Below are 23,321 nucleotides of genomic sequence, written 5' to 3'. Positions count from 1 at the left end.
ATTAACTTATACGGGCCGCGAGGCCATGCGCTCTTTGCTTAATGAGATGGCGATTGTGCAGTCGACAATTCCCACAAGCGGAAGCTTTTCTGCGCAAAAGGCAATTAACGCGGCGTAAGACGTAAATCGACACTTTCGCGGGATAGAACGGGGTGGTCTCGCGCTGCGGGGTTTCCTGTACCTTGCCGAACATCTCGCTGGTCGAGGCCTGGAACAGGCGTGTGCGCTGGGTGAGCCCGGCAATCCGCACGGCTTCCAGCAATCTCAGCGTGCCGACACCATCGGCATTGGCGGTATATTCGGGCGATTCGAAGCTGACCTGGACGTGACTTTGCGCGCCGAGGTTATAGATCTCGTCCGGCTGCACCTCCTGCACCAGCCGGCTGATGTTGCTGCCGTCGGTCAGGTCGCCGAAATGCAGGTACATGGCCTGGTGGTCGACATGGGGGTCCTGATAGAAATCCTCGATCCGGCCGGTGTTGAACGAGGAGGAGCGCCGCTTCATCCAGTGAACCTCGTAGCCCTTGGCCAGCAGGAGCCGCGCCAGATACGAACCGTCCTGGCCGGTGACGCCGGTGATGAGCGCGCGCTTGGTCACGTCGGGAAGGGTCCTTGTCGAGAGGGGGGCAGACGGATGGTGAGCCTAAATCAGGCGGCGGGCTCGGTTTCCTCGATCCAGCCGCCTCCGATGACCCGCTCGCCAGCGTAAATCACGGCCGCCTGCCCGGGGGCGACGCCGTATTCGGGCGTCTCGAAAGACAGCTCGGCCGCCGCCCCTCCACCCAAGGTGCCAACGATGCCGACCGGAACAGGGCGGGCAAGGCTGCGAACCTTTGCGGTTAATGGCACGTCGGGAATGGGGCCAATACGGTTGGTCGCGGAGAGGCGCGCGCGGCCGACGGCCAGCATCCGCCGCGGTCCGACCATCACCCGTGCTTCGGCGGCATCGATACCGACGACAAAGAGCGGTTCCGGCTGGCCGCCGATCTCCAGCCCGCGGCGCTGGCCGACGGTGTAATGGATCACCCCGCGGTGGCGGCCGAGAACCGCCCCGGACCGCGTGTCGACGATGTCGCCCGCCCGCCCGCCTTCGGGACGCATCCGTTCGACGATCCGGGCGTAGTCGCCATCGGGAACGAAGCAGATGTCCTGGCTGTCGGGCTTGGCGGCATTGCGCAGGCCGGCCTCCTCCGCCAGGTCGCGAACTATGCGCTTGTCCATTCCGCCGAGCGGGAAGCGCAGGAATTCGAGCTGCTCTTCGGTGGTGCCGAAAAGAAAATAAGACTGGTCGCGCGCCGGATCGCAGGCGCGGTGCAATTCGGGTCCGGCCGGCCCTGGCACGCGCCGGACATAGTGCCCCGTGGCGAGGCAATCGGCACCAAGATCCCGCGCCATGGAGAGAAGGTCGACGAATTTCGGGCCCATGTTGCAGCGAATGCAGGGCACCGGCGTCCGCCCGGCGAGATAATCGTCGGCAAACTGCTCGACCACGTCCTCGCGGAACGCGGTTTCGTGATCGTGCACATAATGGGCGATGCCCAGCCGATCGGCGACCAGGCGGGCATCACGGATATCGTCGCCGGCACAGCAGGCGCCCTTGCGCCCGGTCGCCGCGCCATAGTCATAAAGCTGGAGCGTGATACCGATGACCTCGGCGCCCGTGCGGGCGGCAAGCGCCGCGACCACCGAACTGTCGACCCCGCCCGACATCGCGACCACGATCCGGCATTCTTTCGCCGCGCGTGGCAGGTCGAACAGCGCGGCGGCATCGGCAGGCGCAAGGGACAGCGAGGACAGCACGGCGGGCCCATACACGCCTCCCCGGATCAGTGCCAGTGGTACCGCTCTGACCGCGCCCCCGCAACCCTGCGTGGCCCGATCTTCACGATCTCTTTACCACACCTCGCTATCCCCTCATCCCATGTTCGAGGGGAATCTGAAGAAGCAGCTTGGGGCGGGGACGCGGGGCCAGGGGTCGCTCCACTCGTTTCGCTGGACCGATCTTGTCGCGCGGCTTTCGGCCGAACGGGACTTTCGCAACGAATGCGCCAGGCAGGAGGGCGTCGGAGGGTTTGACGGTTTCGCCCGGACGAGGCGCGAAGGGCAGGATCAGGATAAAGCCCGTCTTTACCACGCCGGTTCAACCGATGGCAAAGGTCCGGACGTACATGCCGGTGGCGCTGCGGAAGAACAGACGGTCAAGGCGATCAGGACAGGCGATGATTGAACATCAGGAAATGCGGCCCGCGCAGGTCATCGGCCCACTCGGAGAGCCGCTGACGCTTGCCGATCTGCCGGCCCCCTCGACCAAGCGCTGGGTCGTGCGGCGCAAGGCCGAGGTCGTGGCAGCAGTGAACGGCGGCCTGCTGACGATCGACGAAGTGCTCGAACGCTACAGCCTCACGCTGGAGGAGTTCGCCTCGTGGCAGCGCGCTGTCGACCGGTCGGGGATGCAGGGCCTGCGGGTCACCCGCATCCAGCACTATCGCGACCTTTACGAACGGCAATTCAAGTACTGACCGCAAGTGCCCGCCCTGCGGGCCCGGGAACAATCCCTGCGCTTAATCGCTCCGTCCCCTGTCCGGCACACGCGCCGGGGAACCGTCAGGCCTGTCTGCCCGTTTATTGGCGGCAAGGTGAACGGGAGAAACAGGAGGAACCGTAATGGGTTGGATTATCGCAATTATCGTCGGCGGTGTGGCCGGCTGGCTCGCTAGCCTAGTCATGAATCGCGATGCCTCGATGGGCATCGTCATGAACATCATCGTCGGTATCGTCGGTGCGCTGCTCGGAAACTTCCTCGCCAACCTGCTGTTCGGTGTTCAGGGCAGCATTCAGGAATTCGACCTGACGGGTTTCATCATCGCCGTGATCGGTGCGATCGTGCTGCTTGCGATCGTCAATCTGGTCCAGCGTGGCCGCGTCAGGTAAGACCTTTTACCAAGACGAATAGATCTCGGCGGCGCGGAGCAATCCGCGCCGCTTTTGCTTGGGCGTTGTCGTCGTTCAGCAACGCTCGTCATGTCACGCATCGTCCTCGTCGAAACATGATTGGCCTTGATGCCGGCCCCCACTATAGGCGGGCTTCATACGCCCTTGCATCCGGTGCTATAGCGCCGTAATACACCTGTGTGGGCGGAACAACGGGCAAGACGCGATGATGTACGAAACCGGGATTGATACGCACGGGGGCAAGCCGCTCGACGTGCCGCTGGACGACATCGACAGCGCGGCCCCTGCGGACTCGCCGGCGTCGCGGCGTAAATGGGTAATCGCGGGCATCTCCATCGCCGCGCTGTTCCTGGCCCTTGCGGCCTATTATCTCACCCGGCCCGATGCCGCCCCCGCCGACGATGCGGCGGGCGATCAGGTGCCGATCGTTTCCGTCATCGCCCCGGGCCGGACCACAGTTGCCGGCGAGATCAACGCCACCGGCACCATCGCTGCCCGCCGCGAACTTCCCGTCGGTGTCGTCGGTGAAGGGGGCCGGGTGGTTTCGGTTCCCGTCGACGAGGGCGACTGGGTGCGTCAGGGGCAGGTGCTCGCCGTGATCGACCGCTCGGTCCAGAACCAGCAGAGCCAGGCCGCCGTCGCGCAGATCCGGGTCGCCCAGGCCGATGCCGACCTTGCACAGGCCAATCTCGACCGGGCGCTGAAGCTGGTCGACCGTGGTTTCATCTCGGCCGCCGACGTCGATCGGCTGACGGCGACGCGCGATGCTGCCACCGCCCGCGTCCGCGTCGCGCAGGCGCAGTCGCGGGAACTGGCTGCACGCAACGCCCGCCTGAATATCGTCGCGCCCGCCGCGGGTCTCGTCCTTTCGCGCGACGTCGAACCCGGTCAGACGGTCAGCGGCGGTTCGCCGGCCCTGTTCACCATCGCCCAGGGCGGTGAAATGGAGCTGCTGGCCCGGCTCGGCGAGAGCGAGCTCGCCCGCGTCTCCGTCGGCGAAAGCGCCACCGTTCGCCCGGTTGGCAGCGACGAGGTGTTCACCGGACAGATCTGGCAGATTGCCCCCACCATCGATGCGACCGACCGGCAGGGTACCGCCCGGGTCGCGCTCTCCTATGCCCCCTCGCTGCGCCCCGGCGGCTTCGCCAACGCGACGATCAGCAGCGGCACCGTGGTCGCCCCGATCCTGCCGGAAAGCGCCATTCAGTCCGATAGCGAGGGCAGCTTCGTCTATCTCGTCGGTACGGACAACAAGGTCGCCAAGCGCCGCGTCACCCTCGGCAACGTCACACCTGGCGGGATCGTTATCGCCGCTGGTCTCACCGGGCAGGAGCGCGTGGTGCTGCGGGCTGGCGGGTTCCTGAACGAGGGCGACGCGGTCAAGCCCGCGCTCGAGCGGGCCACCCGGAGCGCGTCCGCCCGATGAATTTCCGCAACATCTCCGCGTGGTCGATCCGCAACCCGATCATCCCGATCATCCTGTTCATCGCCCTGGTGATCGGCGGGCTGCTCAGCTTCTCGCGCATGGAGATCCAGAACCAGCCGGATATCGAGTTTCCCGCGGTCCTCGTCCAGATTTCGCAACCCGGGGCGGCGCCGACCGAAATCGAGAACCAGATCACCCAGCAGGTCGAATCCGCGGTTCGTTCGGTGCAGGGCGTCAAGAACCTCAATTCCACCGCGAACGAGGGGTCGACCACCACCTTCGTCGAGTTCGAGATCGGCACCGACATCGGCCAGGCGGTCAACGAGGTCGAGACGGCCATCGCGCAAATCCGCGGGGAACTGCCCGACGGCATCCTCGAGCCCCGGGTAGAGCGCCAGCAGACCTCGTCCGAGCCGATCGGTTATTTCGCCGTCGCTGCCCCGGACATGACGCTCGAGCAGCTCAGCTGGTTCATCGACGATACCGTGGTCAAGCGCCTGCTGGCGATCGAGGGGATGGCCGAGGTCGGCCGAGGGGGCGGGGTGGATCGCGAAATCCTCGTCATTCTCGATCCGGCCCGGATGCAGTCGCTCGGGGTTACCGCCAGTCAGGTCAATGCCGCGCTGCGGCAAAGCAATGTCGATGCGGCCGGCGGACAGGCCGAAATCGCCGGATCGCGCCAGTCGGTCCGCGTACTAGGCAATGCCGATACCGCTTTCGACCTGTCGCAGACGCAGGTGTCGCTGGGCGGCGGGCGGACGGTCAAGCTGGCCGATATCGCCGACGTCCGCGACAGTTTCGGCGAGGTTCGCTCGCTCGGCAAGATCGACGGGCACCAGGTCGTGACCTTTGCCATCACCCGTTCGCGCGGGGCCTCGGACGTCAGCGTCTATGACGCCGCGACGGCGGAGATGGAGAAGATCGCCGAAGAGAACCCAGGCGTCACCTTCACCCGCCTGTTCACCTCGGTCGATTACACCAAGGCCCAGTACGAAAGTTCGATGGCGGCGATGATCGAGGGTGCGATCCTGGCCGTGATCGTGGTCTTCTTCTTCCTGCGCGACTGGCGAGCGACCCTCATTTCCGCCCTTGCCATCCCCCTGTCGGCCATTCCGACATTCTGGGTCATGGACCTTCTCGGCTTCACGCTGAACCAGCTGTCGTTGCTGGCGCTGGGTCTCGTCGCAGGCGTGCTGGTCGACGATGCGATCGTCGAGATCGAAAACATCGTGCGTCACATGCGCATGGGCAAAAGCGCCTATCAGGCGTCTATCGATGCAGCCGATGAAATCGGGCTGCCGGTGGTCGCGACGACCTTCTCGATCGTTGCGGTGTTCTTTCCGGTCGCCCTGATGCCGGGCGTTTCGGGCCAGTTCTTCAAGAATTTCGGCCTGACCGTGGTGGCCTCGGTGCTGATGTCGCTGCTGGTGGCGCGCATGATCACGCCGATGGTCGCGGCCTACTTCCTCAAGGCCAAGGGCCACGCGGCCCATGGCGAGGGTCCGCTGATGGACCGCTACGAGCGTCTGCTGCGCTGGACCCTGGACCGGACCGGGGCCGACGCGATGCGCAGCCGCCTCGTTCGGCCCGGCTACCACTGGTATTACGGCATCGTCGGGATCGTCCTGTTCACCCTGGTGGCGATCGCGTGGGTGGGCGGCGTCGGCGCGACAATCTGGGCATTCAACAAGTTTCTGGGAGGGATGATCGATATCCGCTTCTGGAAGGATCAGCTGGCCTTTCTGCCCGATCTGGCCGCCCAACTGATCGGTTTCGTCCTCGCGCTGTCGATGATGCTCGTGCTTCTGGCCGTCGCTTTCGTTGCCGGGTTTCTTGCGGCCCGCCTGGCGTCGACCGGACTGCGTCTGGCCAGTCACGCCGGCGGGAGCGGATTTTCGTCCTGGTTCGCCTATCGCCTTGACCGGTTCCGGGCGCGCATGCGCGATCACCGGGTGTGGATGCTGGGAACGGGCATCGCCGCCCTCATCCTGACCGGGATGATCGGCACCGCCTTGCCGGGCCAGTTCTTCCCCGATGTCGACGGGGATTTCAGCCGGGTCAGGATCGAGATGGTCCCCGGCACGACGCTCGAACAGACCGAAGCCGTGTCCGACCGGGTGGCTGCGATCATCAATGCCGATCCCGATGTCGAGGCGGCGCTGCAACGCGTCAACGAAGGCGATGCGCGCTTGTTCGTGACCCTGAAGAAGGAGCGCGAGAAGACTCAGCAGGAGTTCGAGCGCGCTCTCACCCCGGCGTTGCAGAACATTCCCGACGCCCGGGTCAGCTTCCAGTCGCAGCAGGGCGGCGGCGGCACCGGCCGGCCGGTATCGGTGATGCTGTCGGGCAGCGATACCGCATTGCTCAACGATACGGCCGCAACACTGGTCGAACAGATGCGCAGCATTCCGGGTATCGTCGCCCCGCGGATCGAGGCGGACCTCCAGCGGCCCGAGATCATCATCACCCCGCGGCTCGATCTGGCCGCCCAGCTCGGCGTGACGACCGCAGCACTCAGCCAGACCATCCGCATCGCCACGCTTGGCGATATCGATCAGAATGCTGCCAAGTTCTCGCTGTCCGACCGGCAGATTCCGATCCGCGTTCGCCTGCCGGAAGAATCGCGCTCGGATATCGCCACGATCGAGAACCTGCCCGTCCCGTCAACGACCGGCGGATCGGTGCCCCTCTCGCGCGTCGCCGAGATCAGCTTCGGCTCGGGCCCGACCACGATCCAGCGCTACAACCAGAACCGCCGGATCTTCGTCGGCGCCGATCTTGCGCCCGATGTCGCCAAGGGTGACGTCACGACGCTGGTCAACGAATTGCCGATCATGAAGGATCTGCCGGCCGGCGTCTCCAACGCGCCCTTCGGCGAAGAGGAATGGCAGCAGGAGATGCAGGCCAATTTCCAGACCGCGCTCATCGCCGGCATGCTGCTGGTGTTCGCGGTGCTGGTGCTGCTCTACCACCGCTTCGTTTCTCCGCTGGTCAACATGACGTCGCTGCTGCTGGCGCCGCTGGGCGGGTTGATCGCGATCTGGGCCATCGGTCAGCCGCTGTCGATGCCGGTTTTCATTGGCATGCTGATGCTGTTCGGGATCGTCGCCAAGAACTCCATCCTGCTGATCGATTTCGCCGTCGAGGAAATGGCCGCCGGCGTTCCCAAGGCCGAGGCGATCGTCGATGCCGGACGCAAGCGTGCGCAGCCGATCGTGATGACCACTGTCGCAATGACCGCGGGGATGGTCCCCACCGCCCTCAGCCTGGCGGGTGACGGGGCATGGCGCGCGCCGATGGGCACTGTGGTGATCGGGGGGCTGACGCTGTCCACGCTGCTGACCCTTCTTATCGTGCCGGCGGGCTTCAGCCTCGCCGACGGACTGGAAAAGCGCTTCGGCCCATGGTTGCGGACCCGGTTCCTGACCTATACTCCCGGAGACGAGAATGCCGCACCTGCCGGGGGGCCGCGTCCCGCAGGATACGAACCGGCCGAGTGAGGCAGCGCGCAGCATGATCGGCCCGCTTTCCGGGCGCACCCCGACGAAGGGCCTGACGCCGCCGCCGGATCGCGCCCGAACCATGCGCCGCGCGGCCACGGCGATGATCGTCATGATGGCGGCCGTGTTCCTCGTTTCTGGTCGCTATCTCGAGGTTCACCCCGCCTGGGGCTATGTCCACGCCTTCGCCGAGGCGGCGATGGTGGGGGGCCTGGCCGACTGGTTTGCGGTGACCGCCCTGTTCCGGCGCCCGCTGGGCCTGCCGATCCCCCACACGGCGATCATCCCGGAAAACAAGGACCGTATCGCCGATACCATGGCGCAGTTCCTGCGGGAGAACTTCCTGACCCCCGCGGTGGTCGGGCGGCGCATGGCGGGAATGAACCTTGCCGCGGCGGCCGGCCGATACCTTGCCGAGCCCCGCGTCGCGCAGGGCAGCCGCATCCGTTCGGGCGCTGCTGAACTTGCCATCGAGGTGTTGCAATCACTCGATCCGCAGCGCCTCGGCACCCAGGTTCGTGCCGGGCTGGCCGGTCAGCTCGAACGGTTCGAGATATCGCCCCTGCTCGGCTCGATGCTCGACGCGATGATCGCCGACGGCCGCCATCGCGGGATTATCGACAGCACGATTCGCTGGGCCGGGCTGGTGCTGGAGGACAACGAGGCGCTGGTGCGCACGATGGTCCAGAACCGTGCCAATGCGCTGTTGCGGCTCACCGGGCTCGACGAGAAGCTGGCCAATTCGGTGATCGACGGTCTGTACCGAATGCTGGCCGAAGTGCTGGTTGATCCCGAACACCCCTTGCGCGCAAAGATCGAGGAAGGGCTGGCGCGGCTCGCCGTGAACCTGCGCGAAGACCCTGCGACCCGTGCCAAGGTCGAAGGCATGAAGGCGAACCTGATCGCCAACCCGGCGGTCGCTGATTGGTGGCAGGGCGTATGGGAGCGGCTCCGCTCGAACCTCATCGTGAGCCTGCGGACGCCGGCAGCGGCAGGCGGCGGGGCCGGCTATCTGGCGGATACCATCCGCGAACTGGGCCAGGCGCTGAGCGACGATGCAAAGTTGCAGCTTCAGGTGAACCGCTTCGCCCGCCGCACCGCCGTCGGCATCGCTTCGCGCTTCGGGGACAATATCGTGCAACTCGTATCGGAAACCGTCCGCCGCTGGGATGCGCGCACCATCACCGACCGGGTCGAGGGCGCCGTGGGCCGTGACCTGCAGTTCATCCGGATCAACGGCACCCTGGTCGGGGGGCTGGTGGGAGTGATTCTCCACGCAATCGCGCAGATGGTCTAGGAGCGCTGCCCGTTTTCGATCCGGCGTGATTGCAACTCGCCGCTGGCCTTTGCCTGACGTCGCCCGGCCGATCTTCGTCGCTTACATCCAGTAGGAGACCGTGGTTTGGTAAAAGCCTCGCACGGGTTTGCCGGTAGCATCGCGGGCAGGTTCAAAGCGGGCGTGCTTCACCATGATCTCGCACGGTTCGTTGCCGAAATTTTTCGCCTTGGTCACTTCGAAGCGGATGCACCGCTGGACGGTTCCGTCGGCTGCGATGAGAAGCTTGAGGCCGACTGTTGCCTGTTCGCCGCGCCGGAACGCCTTGGCCGGATATGTCTGCCGGATCCGCTTGGCGACATCCGCCATGTTCAGGGGCTTGGCCCCTGTCGCTGCGAGGGCGATTTCCTCGAAAGTCACCCCCCAACTGGCGTAGAGATTGCGCGTACACTCGTTCATCGCCTCGAACGCTTCGCCCAGCGGACCGGTGGCGAGCCGCACGCGGCGATCATCCCGGACGAACTCTACGTGATCGATCAGCGCGCCATCCTTTGGATCCAGCCCGGTCACGGATTCCCCGATGGGCGGCGAACCTTCCGGGGGAGGAACCGCCTGGCGGTACCCGAACCCCATGATCGCTTTGCCAAAGCCATCAAGGGTGAGCTTCGTGCGGTCTCCGTCTCGCCGTTCCCCGGGCCTTTCGGGCAGATTGACCTCAATGGGATCGAAGTTCGTCCCGAAACGGACTTCGATGCCCCGATTCGGCCCGAGTTTCTCGACCGCCCCGCCGGCCAGTACCCACGAAAAACCGGACGATGGGCCGGTTTGTTCGATCCAGAAGGCCGTCGCATGCTCCCCCTCCCCGAAGGCGCCGGCGAGGCGGCATCGGGTGTCGCCGTAATCGAGGTTCCACGGGCCCGAAGGTTGCAGGACAAGCGTGTTCGTCTCTTGCGCCTGTACCGGAAGCCCGGTCGATGCGAATGCAAGGGCCGCAGCCAGCAGAAATGAACGCAAAAAAGCCTCCCGAGAAGTGTGCCCGGGAGGCTAGCATAATGTTTCGCAACTCAAAATCAGAGCTTCTGCGTCAATTCCGGCAAGATGGTGAACAGGTCGCCCACCAGGCCGACGTCCGCCACCTGGAAGATCGGTGCGTCCTCGTCCTTGTTGATGGCGATGATGACCTTGGAATCCTTCATGCCGGCAAGGTGCTGGATCGCGCCCGAAATGCCGATGGCGAAATAGACCTCGGGGGCGACGATCTTGCCCGTCTGGCCGACCTGATAGTCGTTGGGGACGAAGCCCGCATCGACCGCCGCACGGCTCGCGCCGACGCCGGCGCCGAGCTTGTCGGCGAGCGGCATGATCAGTTCCTTGAAGGTGTCGGCATCCTTGAGCGCCCGACCGCCAGAGACGATGACCCGCGCGCTGGTAAGCTCGGGCCGATCGCCCCCTTGCGCGATTTCCTGGCTGACGAAGGTCGACAGGCCGGTATCGCCGGGGCCGCTGACATCCTCGATGCTGGCCGAACCGCCTTCTGGTGCAGCCTTGTCGAACGCGGTGCCGCGAACGGTCAGGACCAGCTTGGGATCGCTGCTCTTCACCGTGGCGATGGCGTTGCCGGCATAGATCGGGCGGGTGAAGGTGTTGTCACCCTCGACCGAAAGGATTTCCGAGATCTGCGCCACGTCCAGCAGCGCCGCGACCCGCGGGGCCAGGTTCTTGCCAGTGGTGGTGGCCGAGGCGACGAACGCATCGTAGCCCTGCATCAATTGCGCAACCAGCGGGGCGACATTCTCGGCCAGCTGGTTGGCATAGGCCGGATCGTCGGCCTTGAGCACTTTGGCGACGCCGGCGATCTTTGCCGCCGCCTCGGCCGCGGCAGAGCAGTTCGAGCCCGCGACCAGCGCCGTGACCTCGCCCAGCTTGGCTGCAGCGGTGACCGCGTTCAGCGTGGCATCGGCGACCGCCGTGTTATCGTGTTCGACCAGAAGAAGGGTATTCATGTCGCGATATCCTTTCGGCTGCCTCAGGCGAGGCCCAGCGCCTTGATCTTTTCGACCAGCGCATCGACGCTATCGACCTTGACGCCCGCCTGGCGCACCGAAGGTTCGGTGACCTTCACGGTGGTGAGACGGGGCGCGGTGTCGACGCCGTAGTCGGCCGGGCTCTTCACATCGAGCGGCTTCTTCTTGGCCTTCATGATGTTGGGCAGCGAGGCATAGCGCGGCTCGTTCAGGCGCAGATCGGTGGTGACGATCGCGGGCAGCGAGAGCTTGACCGTTTCGAGCCCGCCGTCGACTTCGCGCTGCACGGTCACGCTGTCGCCCTCGACCTCGACCTTGAAGGCGAAGGTGCCCTGCGGCCGGTTCATCAGCGCCGCCAGCATCTGCCCGGTCTGGTTCGAATCGTCGTCGATCGCCTGCTTGCCGAGCATCACGATGCCCGGCTGTTCCTCTTGCGCGACCGCCGCGAGGATCTTGGCTACCGCGAGGGGTTCGACCTCGTCATCGGTTTCGACGAGGATCGCCCGGTCGGCACCCATGGCAAGCGCGGTGCGCAGCGTTTCCTGCGCCTTGGCCGGACCGATGCTGACGACGATGATCTCCTCCGCCTTGCCGGCTTCCTTGATGCGGATCGCCTCTTCGACGGCGATCTCGTCGAACGGGTTCATGCTCATCTTCACGTTGGCAAGATCGACCCCACTGCCGTCGGCCTTCACCCGCGGCTTCACGTTGTAGTCGATCACCCGCTTGACGGGGACGAGGATCTTCATGCGCTCACGCTCCTTCGTGTGTGTCGGGGGTCTAGCTCACCTTTACGTAAGCGTCAACCGTCACGCGGCCTTCTTCACCTCGGCGACGATCTTGCGAGCTGCATCGCCCAGATCGTTGGCGCTGACGATCGGCAGGCCGGAGTTCTCGAGGATATCCTTGCCCTGCTGGACGTTGGTGCCTTCGAGCCGCACGACCAGCGGGACCGACAGGTTCACGTCCTTCGCCGCCGCCACGATCCCGTCGGCGATGACGTCGCACTTCATGATGCCGCCGAAGATGTTGACGAGGATGCCCTCGACCGCCGGATCCTTCAGGATGATCTTGAACGCGGCGGTCACCTTCTCGCGGCTGGCGCCGCCGCCGACGTCGAGGAAGTTCGCCGGGAAGGCGCCATTGAGCTTGATGATGTCCATCGTCGCCATGGCGAGGCCGGCGCCGTTGACCATGCAGCCGATGTTCCCGTCGAGCTTGATGTAGGCAAGGTCGTACTCGCTTGCCTCGACCTCGGCCGGGTCCTCCTCGGTCGTGTCGCGCAGGGCCTCGATGTCCTTGTGCCGGAACAGCGCGTTGCCATCGAAGCTCATCTTGGTGTCGAGCACCATCAGCTTGCCGTCCGATTCGGCCAGCGGGTTGATCTCGATCATCTCGCAGTCAAGCGCGAGGAACGCGTCGTACAGCTGCTTGCCCAGCTTCTGCGCCTGCTTGGCAAGGTCACCCTCCAGCTTCAGGCCGAAGGCGAGCGCGCGGCCGTGGTGCGGCATGTAGCCTTGCGCCGGATCGATGGTGATGGTGACGATCTTCTCAGGGGTGTCGTGGGCGACGTCCTCGATGCTCATCCCGCCCTCGGTCGACGCGATCATGGCGATCCGTCCGGTCGCGCGGTCGACCAGCATCGAAAGGTAGTATTCCTTGCCGATGTCCACCCCGTCGGTGACATACAGGCGGTTGACCTCCTTGCCCTCGTCGCCGGTCTGGATCGTGACGAGGGTGTTGCCCAGCATGTCCCTCGCCGCGGCCTCGACCTCTTCGATCGACTTGGCGAGCCGGACACCGCCCTTCGCATCGGGACCGAGTTCCTTGAACTTGCCCTTGCCGCGTCCGCCGGCATGGATTTGCGCCTTCACCACATATAGCGGCCCAGGAAGCTGCCGGGCGGCCTCGACCGCTTCCTCGACGGTCAGCGCGGCAATGCCCTTGGGCACCGGAATGCCGTGCTTTGCGAGCAGTTCCTTGGCCTGATATTCGTGAATGTTCATCTGCGCTGTTCCTTCGGGTGGTCCGCGGCCGGTATGAAAAAGGGGAATGCGTGTCGCCTAAGCATAGCCGGGCGCGCTTGAAAAGTGCGTCATTCGCGTGCAACCGCGCGGCCTTCGATGATCGATGAACGCCGCCTCGAACAGATCGTCTCCGAAGCGGGACGGATCGCCCATGGCCTGTGGCCGGGGGCGGGGCATGCGCTGCGCAGCTGGGACAAGAGCCCGGGCAACCCGGTGTGCGATGCCGACTTGGCCGTCGATGCCTTCCTCAAGCGCGAGCTTGGCGCGCTCCTTCCGGCGGCGGCGTGGCTGTCGGAAGAGACAATCGACGATCCGGCCCGGATCGCCCGCGACCTCGTGTGGGTGGTCGATCCGATCGACGGCACCCGCGATTTCATCCGCGGTCGGGCCGGTTGGGCGGTATCGGTTGCGCTGGTCTCGAACGGGCGGCCGCTGGTCGCCATGCTGTGCGCGCCGGCACGAGGCGAGGTCTGGCAGGCCAAGGCCGCTGCCGGGGCGTTTCGCAACGGCCAGCGGCTCGCCGCCTCGAGCCGCGAGCTGCTCGCGCAGGCGCGGGTCCCCGCCGATTCGCTGCCGCGGGTCGACCGCGATCTCGTCGCAGTGAGCAAACCCAACTCGATCGCGCTGCGCGTCGCCATGGTGGCGGCGGACGAGGCCGATCTGGTCGCCACCATGCGCTGGGGCTTCGAATGGGACATCGCCGCCGCCGCTCTTATCGCGCGCGAGGCGGGGGCAATGGTGACCGATGCGCTGGGGGCCAAGCTCGACTTCAACAAGCGCGATCCGCGCGCCTTCGGCCTGATCGCCGCGGCTCCACGAATTCACGACCAGGCCGTGGCACGGTTGGCGGACCGCGCCGCACAGGTCGCGATCGGGGCCAGCTGACACGAAAAAGGGGGCCTCCTGGTGGAAGGCCCCCGATCACGAAATGTGCAAGGATCAGTTCTGATCGCGCCGGGCGGCGTCGACATCGCTCTGGTCGAACGGCAGGATCTTGATCTCGACCCGGCGGTTGAGGGCACGCCCCTCGGCGGTGTTGTTGTCACCCACGGCATAACGCGTGTCCTCACCGAAACCCTGCCAGCGAATACGCGAGGATGCGACGCCGCGGCTGATGAGGTAATCGCTCACGGCCTGGGCGCGCTGCTCCGAAAGCCGCTGGTTGAACGATTCCGAACCCGTGGTGTCGGTATAGCCGTACACGTCGATGACGCTGTTGGGGTACCGAACGAGGTTTTCGGCCACGCGGTCGAGCGTGTTGCGGAAGGTCTGATTGATCGTGTAGCTGCCAGTGGCGAAGGTCACGCCGTCCGGCAGGTTGACGAGGATCGCCTCGCCCCCGTCGACTTCGGTAACGTCGACGCCCGATCCGGCGGTCTGTTCGCGCAATTCCTTGATCTGCTGGTCCATGCGGTAGCCGACATAGCCGCCAGCTGCGCCGCCGGCTGCCGCACCGATGATGCGCCCCGTCTTGCCGCCGATCACACCGCCCAGCAGACCGCCGGCGATCGCCCCGCCAGCGCCGCCAAGGACGGTCCGCGAAACCTTGCGCTCGCCGGTGTTGGGATCGGTGACGCAGGCCGAGGTGCCGAGCAGCGCGACCGCCGAAATGCCGGCAAGAAACATGCGTGAAGTCTTCATGGGATAATCCTCCGATTAACCGGACTTGCGCCCCGCAAGAGGCGGGGTGCTCCGGCGCGTGTTATGGCGCCCACCTCGCGCCTCCGCCCCTCAAACTGGCGAGCGGCCAGCCTGTTCCTGTCGAAACTGCCCCAGAGCCGGGTGAATAATCCTGATGTGGCACAGTGCCCTTTCTGTGCTAGCGACCGCCGTGTGACCCCCTTCCCCTGGACCGACCTCCTCGTCATCGCCGGACTGATCGTGCTCAACGGCGTCTTCGCCATGAGCGAGCTGGCGATCGTATCAGCCCGCACCGCGCGCCTGAAGGCCGCGGCTCAGAAGGGCAGTGCCGGCGCCGAAACCGCACTGTCCCTGGCTGCGAACCCGGGCAAGTTCCTGTCGACCGTGCAGATCGGCATCACCCTCGTCGGCATCGTCGCCGGTGCCTATTCGGGAGCCAGCCTCGGCGGCCCCGTGGGCGAGCGGCTGGCCGCGCTGGGGGTGCCGGGTGAGTGGTCGCAGCAGGCCGGGTTTGCGCTGGTCATCGCGCTGACGACCTATTTCAGCCTGGTCGTCGGAGAGCTGGTGCCCAAGCAGGTCGCCCTTCAGCTGGCGGTGCCGATCGCGGTCGTGATGTCGCGTCCGATGGCGCTTATCGCCCGCTTGGCCGCGCCGCTGGTGTGGCTGCTCAACGCCTCGTCCAACCTCTTGATGCGGCTGCTCGGCGTTCGCCCCAGCGGGGACGGCGGGGTCAGCGCCGAGGAACTGCAGATGCTGTTTGCCGAAGCGACCCGTCATGGCGTGATCGAGCACGAACAGCATCAGATGCTCGCGGGCGTGGTCCGGCTGGCCCAGCGTCCGGTTCGAGAACTGATGACGCCGCGGACCGAAATCGACTGGCTCGATCTCAATGCCGACGAGGAGACCATCCGTACCGCGATCGAATCCTCGCCCCATTCGCTGCTGCCCGTGGCGGAAGGTTCGCCGGACAAGGTGCTCGGCATCGTCAAGGTGCGCGACATCCTGGCCGCACAGGTGATGGGCGAGCCGGTGCAGCTCACCCACATGATGAAGCGGGCCGAGGTGGTGCCCGATCAGCTCGACGCCGTCGATGCTCTGCGGGTGTTGCAACAGGCCGAAATCGCGATGGCGATGGTCCATGACGAATACGGTCATCTCGACGGGATCGTCACCCCGGTCGATCTGCTGACGGCGCTGGTCGGCGACTTTGCCAGCGATCAGGACCCCGACGATGCGCCCGGCATCGTCGAGCGCGAGGATGGCTCGCTGCTTATTTCGGGTTCGCTATCGGCCGATACGCTCGCCGACAGGCTGGGGCTCGACTATGGCGAAGAACGCGAATTCGCGACTGCCGCCGGCTACGCGCTGGCGGTGCTGAAGAAGCTGCCCCAGGAAGGCGAGCATTTCGAGGATCAGGGCTGGCGTTTCGAAGTCGTCGACCTCGATGGCCGGCGGATCGACAAGCTGCTGATCCAGGCACTGGAGCCCCCCGCGGGGGCAGAAAGCGATGACGGCTGAGGCAGGCCCGCTTGCCGGCTGGCTCTCAGCGCTGGTCGGGAATGGTCGCCTGCGCGCTTTGCCCGTCGCCTTGCGGGGCGGCGACGATATCCTGCGTGACCCGGCCCTTGGCGACGGTGTTGGTTTCGGCGTCGCCCACCGCGCTGCGTATCCCGGGATCGGCGGTGCCGGCCCGGCTGATCACGCCGCCCTCGACTGCACTGCGCGGGGCCGGCCCGCCGAACAGGGCGTCGAGCGCCTGCTGTGCGGCAGTGCCCTCCACCGGGCGCGGGGCCCCGGGCGCCGGGGGGACGAGGTTGAAGTCCGGCGGCACCACCAGCGGCGCCTGGCGCTGCACGGCGAACTCGTCGGGACGCTCGCGGTTGAGAAAACCGCCGCTGCCGCACCCGGCCAGGAGGACGGATGCCGCAGCCGCAAGGGCGAGACGGGGGATGGTAGTCATGATGTGCTCTCCGCGGCGTCTGCCGATGTGCCGTCTGCCGCCTCGTCATCGGTATCGCGCAGGAAGAACGCCCGCACAAGGATGATGACGACACCGATCGTGATCGCAGCATCGGCTATGTTGAAGATCAGGAAGGGCCGGAACTCGCCGAAGTGGAGGTCGGCATAGTCGATGACATAGCCCAGCTCGTACCGGTCCTTGATGTTGCCCAGCGCCCCGCCAAGGATCAGCGACAGGCCGAGAATATCGCCAAGCTTGCGCTCGCGCAGCAGCCAGATGGTCACCATCACCGCGATCAGCGCGGTAACGCCAACGAGGATCCAGCGCGCCTCGACGCTGGTCGCCTCGAACATGCCCATCGAGACGCCGAAATTCTGCGTCCAGCGCAGGTCGAAGAAGGGCAGCAGGTCGACCACGCCGCGCTCGCGCAGCTTGAACGTCCACAGGATATGCCACTTGACCCACTGGTCGACCGCGAAAATCGCCAGCGCCAGAGCGAGCCCGATCAGGCGGTTCCGTACGACGGGGGTCATGCTGCAGCATCCATGTCACCGACCACGTCAGCGCAGCGATCGCACAGGCCGCCATCCTCCGCCACCGAGGGGAGCAGGCGCCAGCAGCGCCCGCATTTGTTGTCGCTGGTGCGCTGCACGATCACGCCGGCGCTATCGCCGCGCGTCACTGTCGCACTGATGAACAATTCGGCAAGATCCTCGTCGCTGACTCCGGTGGGGACGGCATCGGCCGGCACCGTGACCTCGGCCTCGAGGCTGGAGCGGATGGTCTTGTCGCGGCGCAGCGGCTCGATCGCTTCGGTCACCTGTTCGCGCAAGGCCCGCAACGCCTGCCACCGCTCCGCGTCGGCGGTGACCCTGGGCACCTGCGGCCATTCGAGCAGATGGACGCTGCCGCCCTCGGGGTAACGGGTCGTCCAGGTTTCTTCCGCGGTGAACACCAGCACCGGCGCGGCGTAACGTACGAGCGCATGGAACAGGATGTCGAGCACGGTGCGATAGGCATTGCGCCGGTCGCTTTCCGGCCCGTCGCAATAGAGGCTGTCCTTGCGGATATCGAAGTAGAACGCCGAGAGATCGTCGTTACAGAAATCGATCAGCAGGCGGGTATAGGTGTTGAAGTCATAGGCTTCGAGCGCGGCGCGCAGTTTGCCGTCGAGCTCGGCGAGAAGGGCGAGGACATAGCGTTCCAGTTCGGGCACCACCCCCATGTCGCCCATGTCACCGACGAACCCGTCGAGCGCACCGAGGAGATAGCGGAAGGTGTTGCGCAGGCGGCGGTACTGATCGCCCACACCCTTGAGGATCTCGTCCCCGATGCGGTGGTCTTCGGTAAAGTCGACCGAAAGCGCCCACAGGCGGATGATGTCGGCGCCGTACTGTTCCATGACCTTGCGCGGGTCGATGGTGTTGCCGAGGCTCTTCGACATCTTCTTGCCGTCGCTCGCCATGGTGAAGCCGTGGGTCAGGACGGCGTCATATGGCGCGCGGCCCCGCGTGGCGCAGCTTTCGAGCAGCGAGGACTGGAACCAGCCGCGATGCTGGTCGCTGCCTTCAAGGTAAAGATCGGCGGGCCAGCGCTGTTCGGGCCAGCGCCCGCTTTCGAGAGTGAAGGCGTGGGTGCAGCCAGAATCGAACCACACGTCGAGAATGTCGGTGACCATCTCGAACCCGGCTGGGTCGTGGTCGGGGCCGAGGAACTCCGCCTTGCGGCTTTCGTCCCAGGCATCGACCCCGTGCTGGCGGATGGCGTCGACCACGCGGGCATTGACCGCGGGGTCTTGCAGATAGGTGCCGTCCGGCCGCACGAACAGGGTGATCGGCACGCCCCAGGCGCGCTGGCGGCTGAGAACCCAGTCAGGCCGGCCTTCGACCATCGAGCCGATGCGCCGGCGGCCCTTTTCGGGGTAGAAGCGGACGCGGTCGATCTCGGCGAGGGCGGTTTCACGCAGCGTCATCCCAGCGGAAGCTGGGATCGTTTCCGGATCAGCGCCTTCGCCGCCAGCGACCCCAGCTTCCGCTGGGGTGACGGGCAAGGGCTTGTCCATCGGCACGAACCACTGCGGCGTGCAGCGATAGATCACCTTGGCTTTCGAGCGCCACGAATGGGGGTAGGAATGCTGGTAATCCTCGCTCGCGGCCAGCAGCGCGCCGGCTTCGCGCAAATCCGAACAGATCGGTCCATCAGGCGCGTTGAAAGCCTTGTTGATCACCGCGCGGCGGCGCTCGTCGTTGCCGCCGAGCCATGCCCAGTCGTCGCGATAGCGCCCGTCGCCCATGACCGCGAAGACCGGCTCGATGCCGTGGGTGCGGCACAGCAGGAAGTCGTCTTCACCGTGGTCGGGCGCCATATGGACGAGGCCGGTGCCGCTATCGGTGGTGACGAAATCGCCCGCGAGCAGCGGGCGCGGCTTGGCGTAGAACCCGCCGAGATGGTGCATCGGGTGACGCACGACCGTTCCGGCGAGGTCGGAGCCTTTGAAACTTGGGTAGGAACCAACTGCTCCGATTTGGGCGACAGGAACTTCGTCCAGTATGATCGTATCGACCTGGATCCCTTCGAAACCGGGCACCGAGATATTTTGGAACGCCTTCAGAAGCCGATTTAGAAAATCACCCTCTCTGTCCATCGCAATCAAAACTTGCGAAAAGCTGAGTGGGAAGATTGCTTTAAGAGCCTTTTCATAAGGCTCCCGATCTTCTTCGGCACAATCGAAAATTGGAATAATTTCGTAGAGCGTGTAGTCAATCTCCGGCCCATAGGCCAAAGCCTGGTTCACCGGGATCGTCCACGGCGTCGTCGTCCAGATAACTGCGTGCGCGCCGACCAGTTCGGGGATCGGCGACTCCACGATCTCGAACGCCACGTCGATCTGGGTCGAGGTGATGTCCTCGTATTCGACCTCGGCTTCGGCCAGCGCGGTTTCCTCCACCGGCGACCACATCACCGGCTTCGATCCGCGATAGAGATTGCCGGCTTCCGCGAACTTCATCAGCTCGGCGACGATGGTCGCCTCGCTCTCGAACTGCATGGTGAGGTAGGGATTGTCGAAATCCGCCATCAGGCCGAGGCGTTTCAGCTGCTCGCGCTGCACGTTCACCCAGTGGGCGGCGTAGTCGCGGCACTCGGCCCGGAACTCGGCCGGGGGCACGTCCTTCTTGTCGCGCTTCTGCTTGCGGTATTGTTCCTCGACCTTCCATTCGATCGGCAGGCCGTGGCAGTCCCAGCCGGGCACGAAGGGCGCGTCCTTGCCCAGGAGGCTCTGGCTGCGCACCACCATGTCCTTGAGGATGCGGTTGAGCGCATGGCCGATATGCATGTCGCCATTGGCATAGGGCGGGCCATCGTGAAGGATGAACTTCTCGCGCCCCTCGCGCGCCTCGCGCAGCTGGCGGTAGAGCCCCTGCTCCTCCCAGCGGGCGAGGATCTGCGGCTCCTTCTGCGGCAGGCCGGCCTTCATCGGGAAGTCGGTCTTCGGCAGAAAGACCGTGTCGCGATAGTCGCGGGCGGGCGGCGGAGCATCAGTCATGGCCGCGGGCGCTTAGAAGATGGCGGGCAGCCTCGCAATCCTTGTCCATCTGCGCGATCAGCGCCTCGAGGCTGTCGAACTTCGCTTCTCCGCGCAGGAAATGGTGGAAGGCGACTTCGATTTCCTGCCCGTAAAGGTCGCCCGAAAAGTCGAAGAAATGCGGCTCGAGCAGCTCCTTGGGGGGATCGAACTGGGGGCGCACCCCGATGTTGGCCGCGCCCTGCAGGATCTCGCCGGTCGCCAGCACCCGTCCGGTCACTGCATAGATGCCGTATCGGGGCCGCAGATAGTGCTCGAGCGAAAGGTTGGCGGTGGGATAGCCGATGGTCCGCCCGCGCTTGTCGCCATGCTGGACCACGCCGCGGATGGCGAAGGGGCGGGTGAGCAGGCGCGCTGCCTCCTGCGGGTCACCCGAACGCAGTGCCTCGCGCACCCGGCTGGATGAGACGGGCCTGCCGCCGTCCATCACCGCAGGCACCGCGCGCGATGCGATGCCGACCTCGCGGCCCAGCGCGTCGAGCGCAGCGCGATTGCCTGTGCGGCCCTTGCCGAAAGTGAAATCCTCTCCCGTCACCACCCCCGCAGCGCCGAGACGCTCTGCCAGCAGCACACGGACGAAATCCTCGGCCGAGGTGTTGGCAAGCTCGGCCCCGAAATGGAACACCAGCATCGCGGTCGCCCCGGCGGCGAGGTAGAGCTCCTGCCGCTGCTCCAGCGTGGTCAGCCGGAACGGCTCGGCATCGGGGCGGAACCAGCGCACCGGGTGGGGATCGAAGGTGGCGATGATCGCCGGGCGACCCTCGGCCCGGGCCCACCGGGTCGCCTCGTCCGCGACCGCCTGATGGCCAAGATGGAAGCCGTCGAAATTGCCGAGCGCGATGATCGCGCCGCGCAAGCTCGGCGGCAACGGCTCGCGGTGATCGAGGAAGCGCATCAGGCGTCCCGCCCGGCTCGGATGTAGCTCAGGAAGGCATAGGCCGGCTGCCCGCCCCGGGCGGAGTGGTCCTCCTGCCCTGCCAGATGCCACTCGGGGCCGAGCGGGGGCATGAAGACATCGCCTTCGTAGGCACGATCGATCTGGGTCAGTTCGACCCGGTCGGCCAGAGGCAGGAACAGCGCGAACACGGCCGCCCCGCCGATGACCCAGGCATCCTCGTCGCCGACCTCGCTCAGCGCCTCGCCCGGCGAACGAACCGTGGCGGCGCCCGGCGCCTCCCACCCTGCTCGCGTGGTGAGGACGATATGCCGCCGCCCGGGGAGCAGGCCAGGCAGGCTTTCGAAGGTCTTGCGGCCCATGATCATCGGCTTGCCCATGGTCATGTCCTTGAAATGCTTCAGATCCCCCGGCAGGTGCCAGGGCAGGCCGCCATCCTTTCCGATCGCGCCGTTCGCCGCCCGCGCATAGATGCAGCCGAGACTCATCCGCGGACGAGCCGGGTGACGTGGCCCATCTTGCGCCCTTCGCGGACCTCGCGCTTGCCGTAATCGTGCAAATGGGTGTCCGCCTGCTCGAGCAGGTCCTGCGCCCGTTCGATCTCCCGGCCGAGAAGATTGCGCATCTCGATCCGTTCCGCCGCGACCGCGCGCGTCTCGCCGAGCGGCAGGCCGGCAACCGCGCGGATATGGTTCTCGAACTGGCTGGTGACCGCGCCTTCGATCGTCCAGTGGCCCGAATTATGAACCCGCGGAGCCATCTCGTTGAACACCGGGCCATCCGCCGTCGCAAAGAACTCTAGCGTGAGGACGCCGACGTAATCGAGTGCCTCGGCAACCTTGCGGGCAAGCGCCTCGGCTTCTGCCACCTGATCTTCGACCAGCGCACCGGCGGGGTAATGGGTCGCCGCGAGGATGCCGTCCTCGTGGACATTGCGGGTGGAGGACCAGCTGCGCATCTCGCCATCTTGCCCGCGCACGAGGATGACGGAAAATTCCGCCTCGAAGCGGATGAAGCCTTCGAGGATCAGCCCGCCATCGCCGATGTCGATCGCGCCCGCATCGGCAGGCGATTGCAGGCGCCACTGGCCCTTGCCGTCATACCCTTCGCGCCGGGTCTTGAGGATCGCGGGCATGCCGATTCGCGCCAGCGCCGCCTCCAGGTCGGCGGGGGTGTCGACCGGGGCGAAGGGCGCCGGCCGCCCGCCGAGGCTTTCGACGAAGCGCTTTTCGATCAACCGGTCCTGCGCCGTCTCCAATGCGGCGGGGGGCGGATAGAGCTTGCCCTCGCCGATCGCCTGCGCGGCCTCGACCGGGACATTCTCGAATTCGAGCGTCACGACATCGCAGGCCGCGGCAAGGAGGGCGAGCGCTTCGGCATCGTTCCATTCGGCGGTGACGAACTCGTCGCACAGGGCGGCGGCGACATTGTCGCCCTCGGGCGCGAAGCCGATGCAGCGATACCCTAGGCGCGCGGCGGCGGCGGCCATCATCCGGCCAAGCTGTCCGCCGCCGAGGATGCCGATGGTCGAGCCGCGCGGAAGGCTGGCGGTCATGGCCGGTCGGGCCGTTCGGCGACGGCGTCGGTTCGCGCCTTGCGCCACGCCTTCAACCGCCCGGCCAGTGCCGGATCGCCAATCGCCAGGATCGCTGCGGCGAGGAGTCCCGCATTGGTCGCCCCCGCCTCGCCGATGGCGAGCGTGCCGACCGGCACCCCGGCGGGCATCTGCACGATCGATAGCAGGCTGTCCTCGCCCGATAGCGCCTTCGACTGCACGGGCACGCCCAGCACCGGAACATGGGTCAGCGCGGCGATCATGCCGGGCAGGTGCGCCGCGCCGCCCGCGCCGGCGATGATTACTGCCAGACCCGCAGCGTCCGCCCCGCGCGCAAAGTCGAACATGCGTTCCGGCGTACGATGGGCCGAGACGATGCGGACGTCGCTGTCGACCCCGAGTTCGTCGAGCACGTCGACCGCGCATTTCATGGTTGGCCAGTCGGACTGGCTGCCCATCACCACTGCGACCCTAGCCGGCAT

The 23,321-nt window shown here is 65.9% G+C and carries 21 protein-coding genes and 1 pseudogene; 8 read left to right on the top strand and 14 right to left on the bottom strand.

Annotated features, from left to right (window positions below; translation table 11 throughout):
• Window positions 1-139 precede the first annotated feature (139 nt).
• Both ACHFFA_RS01875 and mnmA read right to left on the bottom strand, forming a co-directional pair.
• Window positions 140-598: pseudogene (locus ACHFFA_RS01875) on the bottom strand (GDP-mannose 4,6-dehydratase); the annotation flags it as partial.
• A gap of 50 nt (window positions 599-648) precedes the next feature.
• Window positions 649-1,800, bottom strand: a complete 1,152-nt coding sequence (gene mnmA, locus ACHFFA_RS01870) for a tRNA 2-thiouridine(34) synthase MnmA (protein WP_394269142.1) — start codon at window positions 1,798-1,800, stop codon at window positions 649-651.
• Between the two features lie 121 nt (window positions 1,801-1,921).
• On the opposite strand from mnmA, the gene ACHFFA_RS01865 reads away from it, so the two are divergent.
• The 6 genes from ACHFFA_RS01865 (at window position 1,922) to ACHFFA_RS01840 (ending at window position 9,175) form a co-directional block, all read left to right on the top strand.
• The gene (locus ACHFFA_RS01865) at window positions 1,922-2,227 is read left to right on the top strand and encodes a hypothetical protein (protein ID WP_394269141.1); all 306 of its coding nucleotides are present in this window, start codon (window positions 1,922-1,924) and stop codon (window positions 2,225-2,227) included.
• Window positions 2,220-2,519 (top strand): DUF1153 domain-containing protein, encoded by a 300-nt coding sequence (locus tag ACHFFA_RS01860; protein ID WP_394269140.1) that lies wholly within the window; start codon window positions 2,220-2,222, stop codon window positions 2,517-2,519. Before ACHFFA_RS01865 ends, ACHFFA_RS01860 begins: the two co-directional genes overlap by 8 nt.
• Before the next feature lie 145 nt (window positions 2,520-2,664).
• Window positions 2,665-2,931 carry a GlsB/YeaQ/YmgE family stress response membrane protein gene (locus tag ACHFFA_RS01855; RefSeq protein WP_394269139.1) on the top strand — a complete coding sequence of 89 codons (267 nt, stop codon included), beginning with the start codon at window positions 2,665-2,667 and terminating at the stop codon, window positions 2,929-2,931.
• Between the two features lie 226 nt (window positions 2,932-3,157).
• Window positions 3,158-4,378 carry an efflux RND transporter periplasmic adaptor subunit gene (locus ACHFFA_RS01850; RefSeq protein ID WP_394269138.1) on the top strand — a complete coding sequence of 407 codons (1,221 nt, stop codon included), beginning with the start codon at window positions 3,158-3,160 and terminating at the stop codon, window positions 4,376-4,378.
• A complete protein-coding gene (locus tag ACHFFA_RS01845; protein ID WP_394269137.1) occupies window positions 4,375-7,878 on the top strand; it encodes an efflux RND transporter permease subunit in 3,504 nt (1,167 codons plus the stop codon). Before ACHFFA_RS01850 ends, ACHFFA_RS01845 begins: the two co-directional genes overlap by 4 nt.
• An 82-nt stretch (window positions 7,879-7,960) precedes the next feature.
• Window positions 7,961-9,175, top strand: coding sequence for a DUF445 domain-containing protein (locus ACHFFA_RS01840; RefSeq protein ID WP_394269177.1), 1,215 nt, complete (start codon window positions 7,961-7,963; stop codon window positions 9,173-9,175).
• An 81-nt stretch (window positions 9,176-9,256) separates the two neighbouring features.
• On the opposite strand, the gene ACHFFA_RS01835 is transcribed toward ACHFFA_RS01840, so the two are convergent.
• The 4 genes from ACHFFA_RS01835 to sucC are packed head-to-tail and all read right to left on the bottom strand — an operon-like array spanning window position 9,257 to window position 13,184.
• The gene (locus tag ACHFFA_RS01835; protein ID WP_394269136.1) at window positions 9,257-10,168 is read right to left on the bottom strand and encodes an energy transducer TonB; all 912 of its coding nucleotides are present in this window, start codon (window positions 10,166-10,168) and stop codon (window positions 9,257-9,259) included.
• 56 nt (window positions 10,169-10,224) lie between these two features.
• Complete coding sequence (locus ACHFFA_RS01830) at window positions 10,225-11,157, bottom strand: electron transfer flavoprotein subunit alpha/FixB family protein (RefSeq protein WP_394269135.1); 933 nt, start codon at window positions 11,155-11,157, stop codon at window positions 10,225-10,227.
• 23 nt (window positions 11,158-11,180) lie between these two features.
• A complete protein-coding gene (locus ACHFFA_RS01825) occupies window positions 11,181-11,927 on the bottom strand; it encodes an electron transfer flavoprotein subunit beta/FixA family protein (RefSeq protein ID WP_394269134.1) in 747 nt (248 codons plus the stop codon).
• Window positions 11,928-11,987: 60 nt separating this feature from the next.
• Window positions 11,988-13,184 (bottom strand): ADP-forming succinate--CoA ligase subunit beta, encoded by a 1,197-nt coding sequence (sucC, locus tag ACHFFA_RS01820; RefSeq protein ID WP_394269133.1) that lies wholly within the window; start codon window positions 13,182-13,184, stop codon window positions 11,988-11,990.
• Window positions 13,185-13,301: 117 nt separating this feature from the next.
• Between sucC and ACHFFA_RS01815 the strand changes: the two genes are divergently transcribed.
• On the top strand, window positions 13,302-14,090 hold the full coding sequence (locus tag ACHFFA_RS01815; RefSeq protein ID WP_394269132.1) for an inositol monophosphatase family protein: 789 nt from the start codon (window positions 13,302-13,304) through the stop codon (window positions 14,088-14,090).
• A gap of 54 nt (window positions 14,091-14,144) precedes the next feature.
• Here ACHFFA_RS01815 and ACHFFA_RS01810 read toward each other — a convergent pair whose 3' ends face one another.
• Window positions 14,145-14,846: an OmpA family protein gene (locus ACHFFA_RS01810; protein ID WP_394269131.1), complete on the bottom strand. Its 702-nt coding sequence runs from the start codon at window positions 14,844-14,846 to the stop codon at window positions 14,145-14,147.
• A 192-nt stretch (window positions 14,847-15,038) separates the two neighbouring features.
• On the opposite strand from ACHFFA_RS01810, the gene ACHFFA_RS01805 reads away from it, so the two are divergent.
• Window positions 15,039-16,364, top strand: a complete 1,326-nt coding sequence (locus ACHFFA_RS01805) for a hemolysin family protein (protein ID WP_394269130.1) — start codon at window positions 15,039-15,041, stop codon at window positions 16,362-16,364.
• 25 nt (window positions 16,365-16,389) lie between these two features.
• Here the strand turns inward: ACHFFA_RS01805 and ACHFFA_RS01800 are convergent, their stop codons facing one another.
• From ACHFFA_RS01800 to purE, 7 genes are read right to left on the bottom strand one after another with little or no spacing between them, the layout of a single operon-like run.
• Window positions 16,390-16,806, bottom strand: coding sequence for a DUF3035 domain-containing protein (locus ACHFFA_RS01800; protein ID WP_394269129.1), 417 nt, complete (start codon window positions 16,804-16,806; stop codon window positions 16,390-16,392).
• Complete coding sequence (gene lspA, locus ACHFFA_RS01795) at window positions 16,803-17,339, bottom strand: signal peptidase II (protein ID WP_394269128.1); 537 nt, start codon at window positions 17,337-17,339, stop codon at window positions 16,803-16,805. Before lspA ends, ACHFFA_RS01800 begins: the two co-directional genes overlap by 4 nt.
• Complete coding sequence (locus ACHFFA_RS01790) at window positions 17,336-20,350, bottom strand: isoleucine--tRNA ligase (RefSeq protein WP_394269127.1); 3,015 nt, start codon at window positions 20,348-20,350, stop codon at window positions 17,336-17,338. Before ACHFFA_RS01790 ends, lspA begins: the two co-directional genes overlap by 4 nt.
• Complete coding sequence (locus tag ACHFFA_RS01785; RefSeq protein ID WP_394269126.1) at window positions 20,343-21,284, bottom strand: bifunctional riboflavin kinase/FAD synthetase; 942 nt, start codon at window positions 21,282-21,284, stop codon at window positions 20,343-20,345. Before ACHFFA_RS01785 ends, ACHFFA_RS01790 begins: the two co-directional genes overlap by 8 nt.
• On the bottom strand, window positions 21,284-21,772 hold the full coding sequence (locus ACHFFA_RS01780) for a dihydrofolate reductase (protein WP_394269125.1): 489 nt from the start codon (window positions 21,770-21,772) through the stop codon (window positions 21,284-21,286). Before ACHFFA_RS01780 ends, ACHFFA_RS01785 begins: the two co-directional genes overlap by 1 nt.
• Window positions 21,769-22,839 (bottom strand): 5-(carboxyamino)imidazole ribonucleotide synthase, encoded by a 1,071-nt coding sequence (locus ACHFFA_RS01775; protein ID WP_394269124.1) that lies wholly within the window; start codon window positions 22,837-22,839, stop codon window positions 21,769-21,771. Before ACHFFA_RS01775 ends, ACHFFA_RS01780 begins: the two co-directional genes overlap by 4 nt.
• A complete protein-coding gene (purE, locus tag ACHFFA_RS01770; RefSeq protein WP_394269123.1) occupies window positions 22,836-23,321 on the bottom strand; it encodes a 5-(carboxyamino)imidazole ribonucleotide mutase in 486 nt (161 codons plus the stop codon). Before purE ends, ACHFFA_RS01775 begins: the two co-directional genes overlap by 4 nt.

Origin of the sequence: Qipengyuania sp. (genome assembly GCF_043423005.1) — a bacterium.
Taxonomy (GTDB): domain Bacteria; phylum Pseudomonadota; class Alphaproteobacteria; order Sphingomonadales; family Sphingomonadaceae; genus Qipengyuania.
Note: the sequence above shows the minus strand (reverse complement) of the source record. Positions and strands in the feature narration are given on the sequence as shown.

Coding starts and splice junctions, on each gene's coding strand:
- ACHFFA_RS01860 (WP_394269140.1), top strand. CDS start 2,220: ATGATTGAACATCAGGAAATGCGGCCCGCGCAGGTCATCGGCCCACTC.
- ACHFFA_RS01800 (WP_394269129.1), bottom strand. CDS start 16,806: ATGACTACCATCCCCCGTCTCGCCCTTGCGGCTGCGGCATCCGTCCTC.
- ACHFFA_RS01845 (WP_394269137.1), top strand. CDS start 4,375: ATGAATTTCCGCAACATCTCCGCGTGGTCGATCCGCAACCCGATCATC.
- ACHFFA_RS01830 (WP_394269135.1), bottom strand. CDS start 11,157: ATGAATACCCTTCTTCTGGTCGAACACGATAACACGGCGGTCGCCGAT.
- ACHFFA_RS01810 (WP_394269131.1), bottom strand. CDS start 14,846: ATGAAGACTTCACGCATGTTTCTTGCCGGCATTTCGGCGGTCGCGCTG.
- ACHFFA_RS01815 (WP_394269132.1), top strand. CDS start 13,302: ATGATCGATGAACGCCGCCTCGAACAGATCGTCTCCGAAGCGGGACGG.
- ACHFFA_RS01785 (WP_394269126.1), bottom strand. CDS start 21,284: ATGCGCTTCCTCGATCACCGCGAGCCGTTGCCGCCGAGCTTGCGCGGC.
- ACHFFA_RS01850 (WP_394269138.1), top strand. CDS start 3,158: ATGATGTACGAAACCGGGATTGATACGCACGGGGGCAAGCCGCTCGAC.
- ACHFFA_RS01780 (WP_394269125.1), bottom strand. CDS start 21,772: ATGAGTCTCGGCTGCATCTATGCGCGGGCGGCGAACGGCGCGATCGGA.
- sucC (WP_394269133.1), bottom strand. CDS start 13,184: ATGAACATTCACGAATATCAGGCCAAGGAACTGCTCGCAAAGCACGGC.
- ACHFFA_RS01825 (WP_394269134.1), bottom strand. CDS start 11,927: ATGAAGATCCTCGTCCCCGTCAAGCGGGTGATCGACTACAACGTGAAG.
- purE (WP_394269123.1), bottom strand. CDS start 23,321: ATGCCGGCTAGGGTCGCAGTGGTGATGGGCAGCCAGTCCGACTGGCCA.
- ACHFFA_RS01840 (WP_394269177.1), top strand. CDS start 7,961: ATGCGCCGCGCGGCCACGGCGATGATCGTCATGATGGCGGCCGTGTTC.
- ACHFFA_RS01865 (WP_394269141.1), top strand. CDS start 1,922: ATGTTCGAGGGGAATCTGAAGAAGCAGCTTGGGGCGGGGACGCGGGGC.
- ACHFFA_RS01855 (WP_394269139.1), top strand. CDS start 2,665: ATGGGTTGGATTATCGCAATTATCGTCGGCGGTGTGGCCGGCTGGCTC.
- lspA (WP_394269128.1), bottom strand. CDS start 17,339: ATGACCCCCGTCGTACGGAACCGCCTGATCGGGCTCGCTCTGGCGCTG.
- ACHFFA_RS01790 (WP_394269127.1), bottom strand. CDS start 20,350: ATGACTGATGCTCCGCCGCCCGCCCGCGACTATCGCGACACGGTCTTT.
- ACHFFA_RS01775 (WP_394269124.1), bottom strand. CDS start 22,839: ATGACCGCCAGCCTTCCGCGCGGCTCGACCATCGGCATCCTCGGCGGC.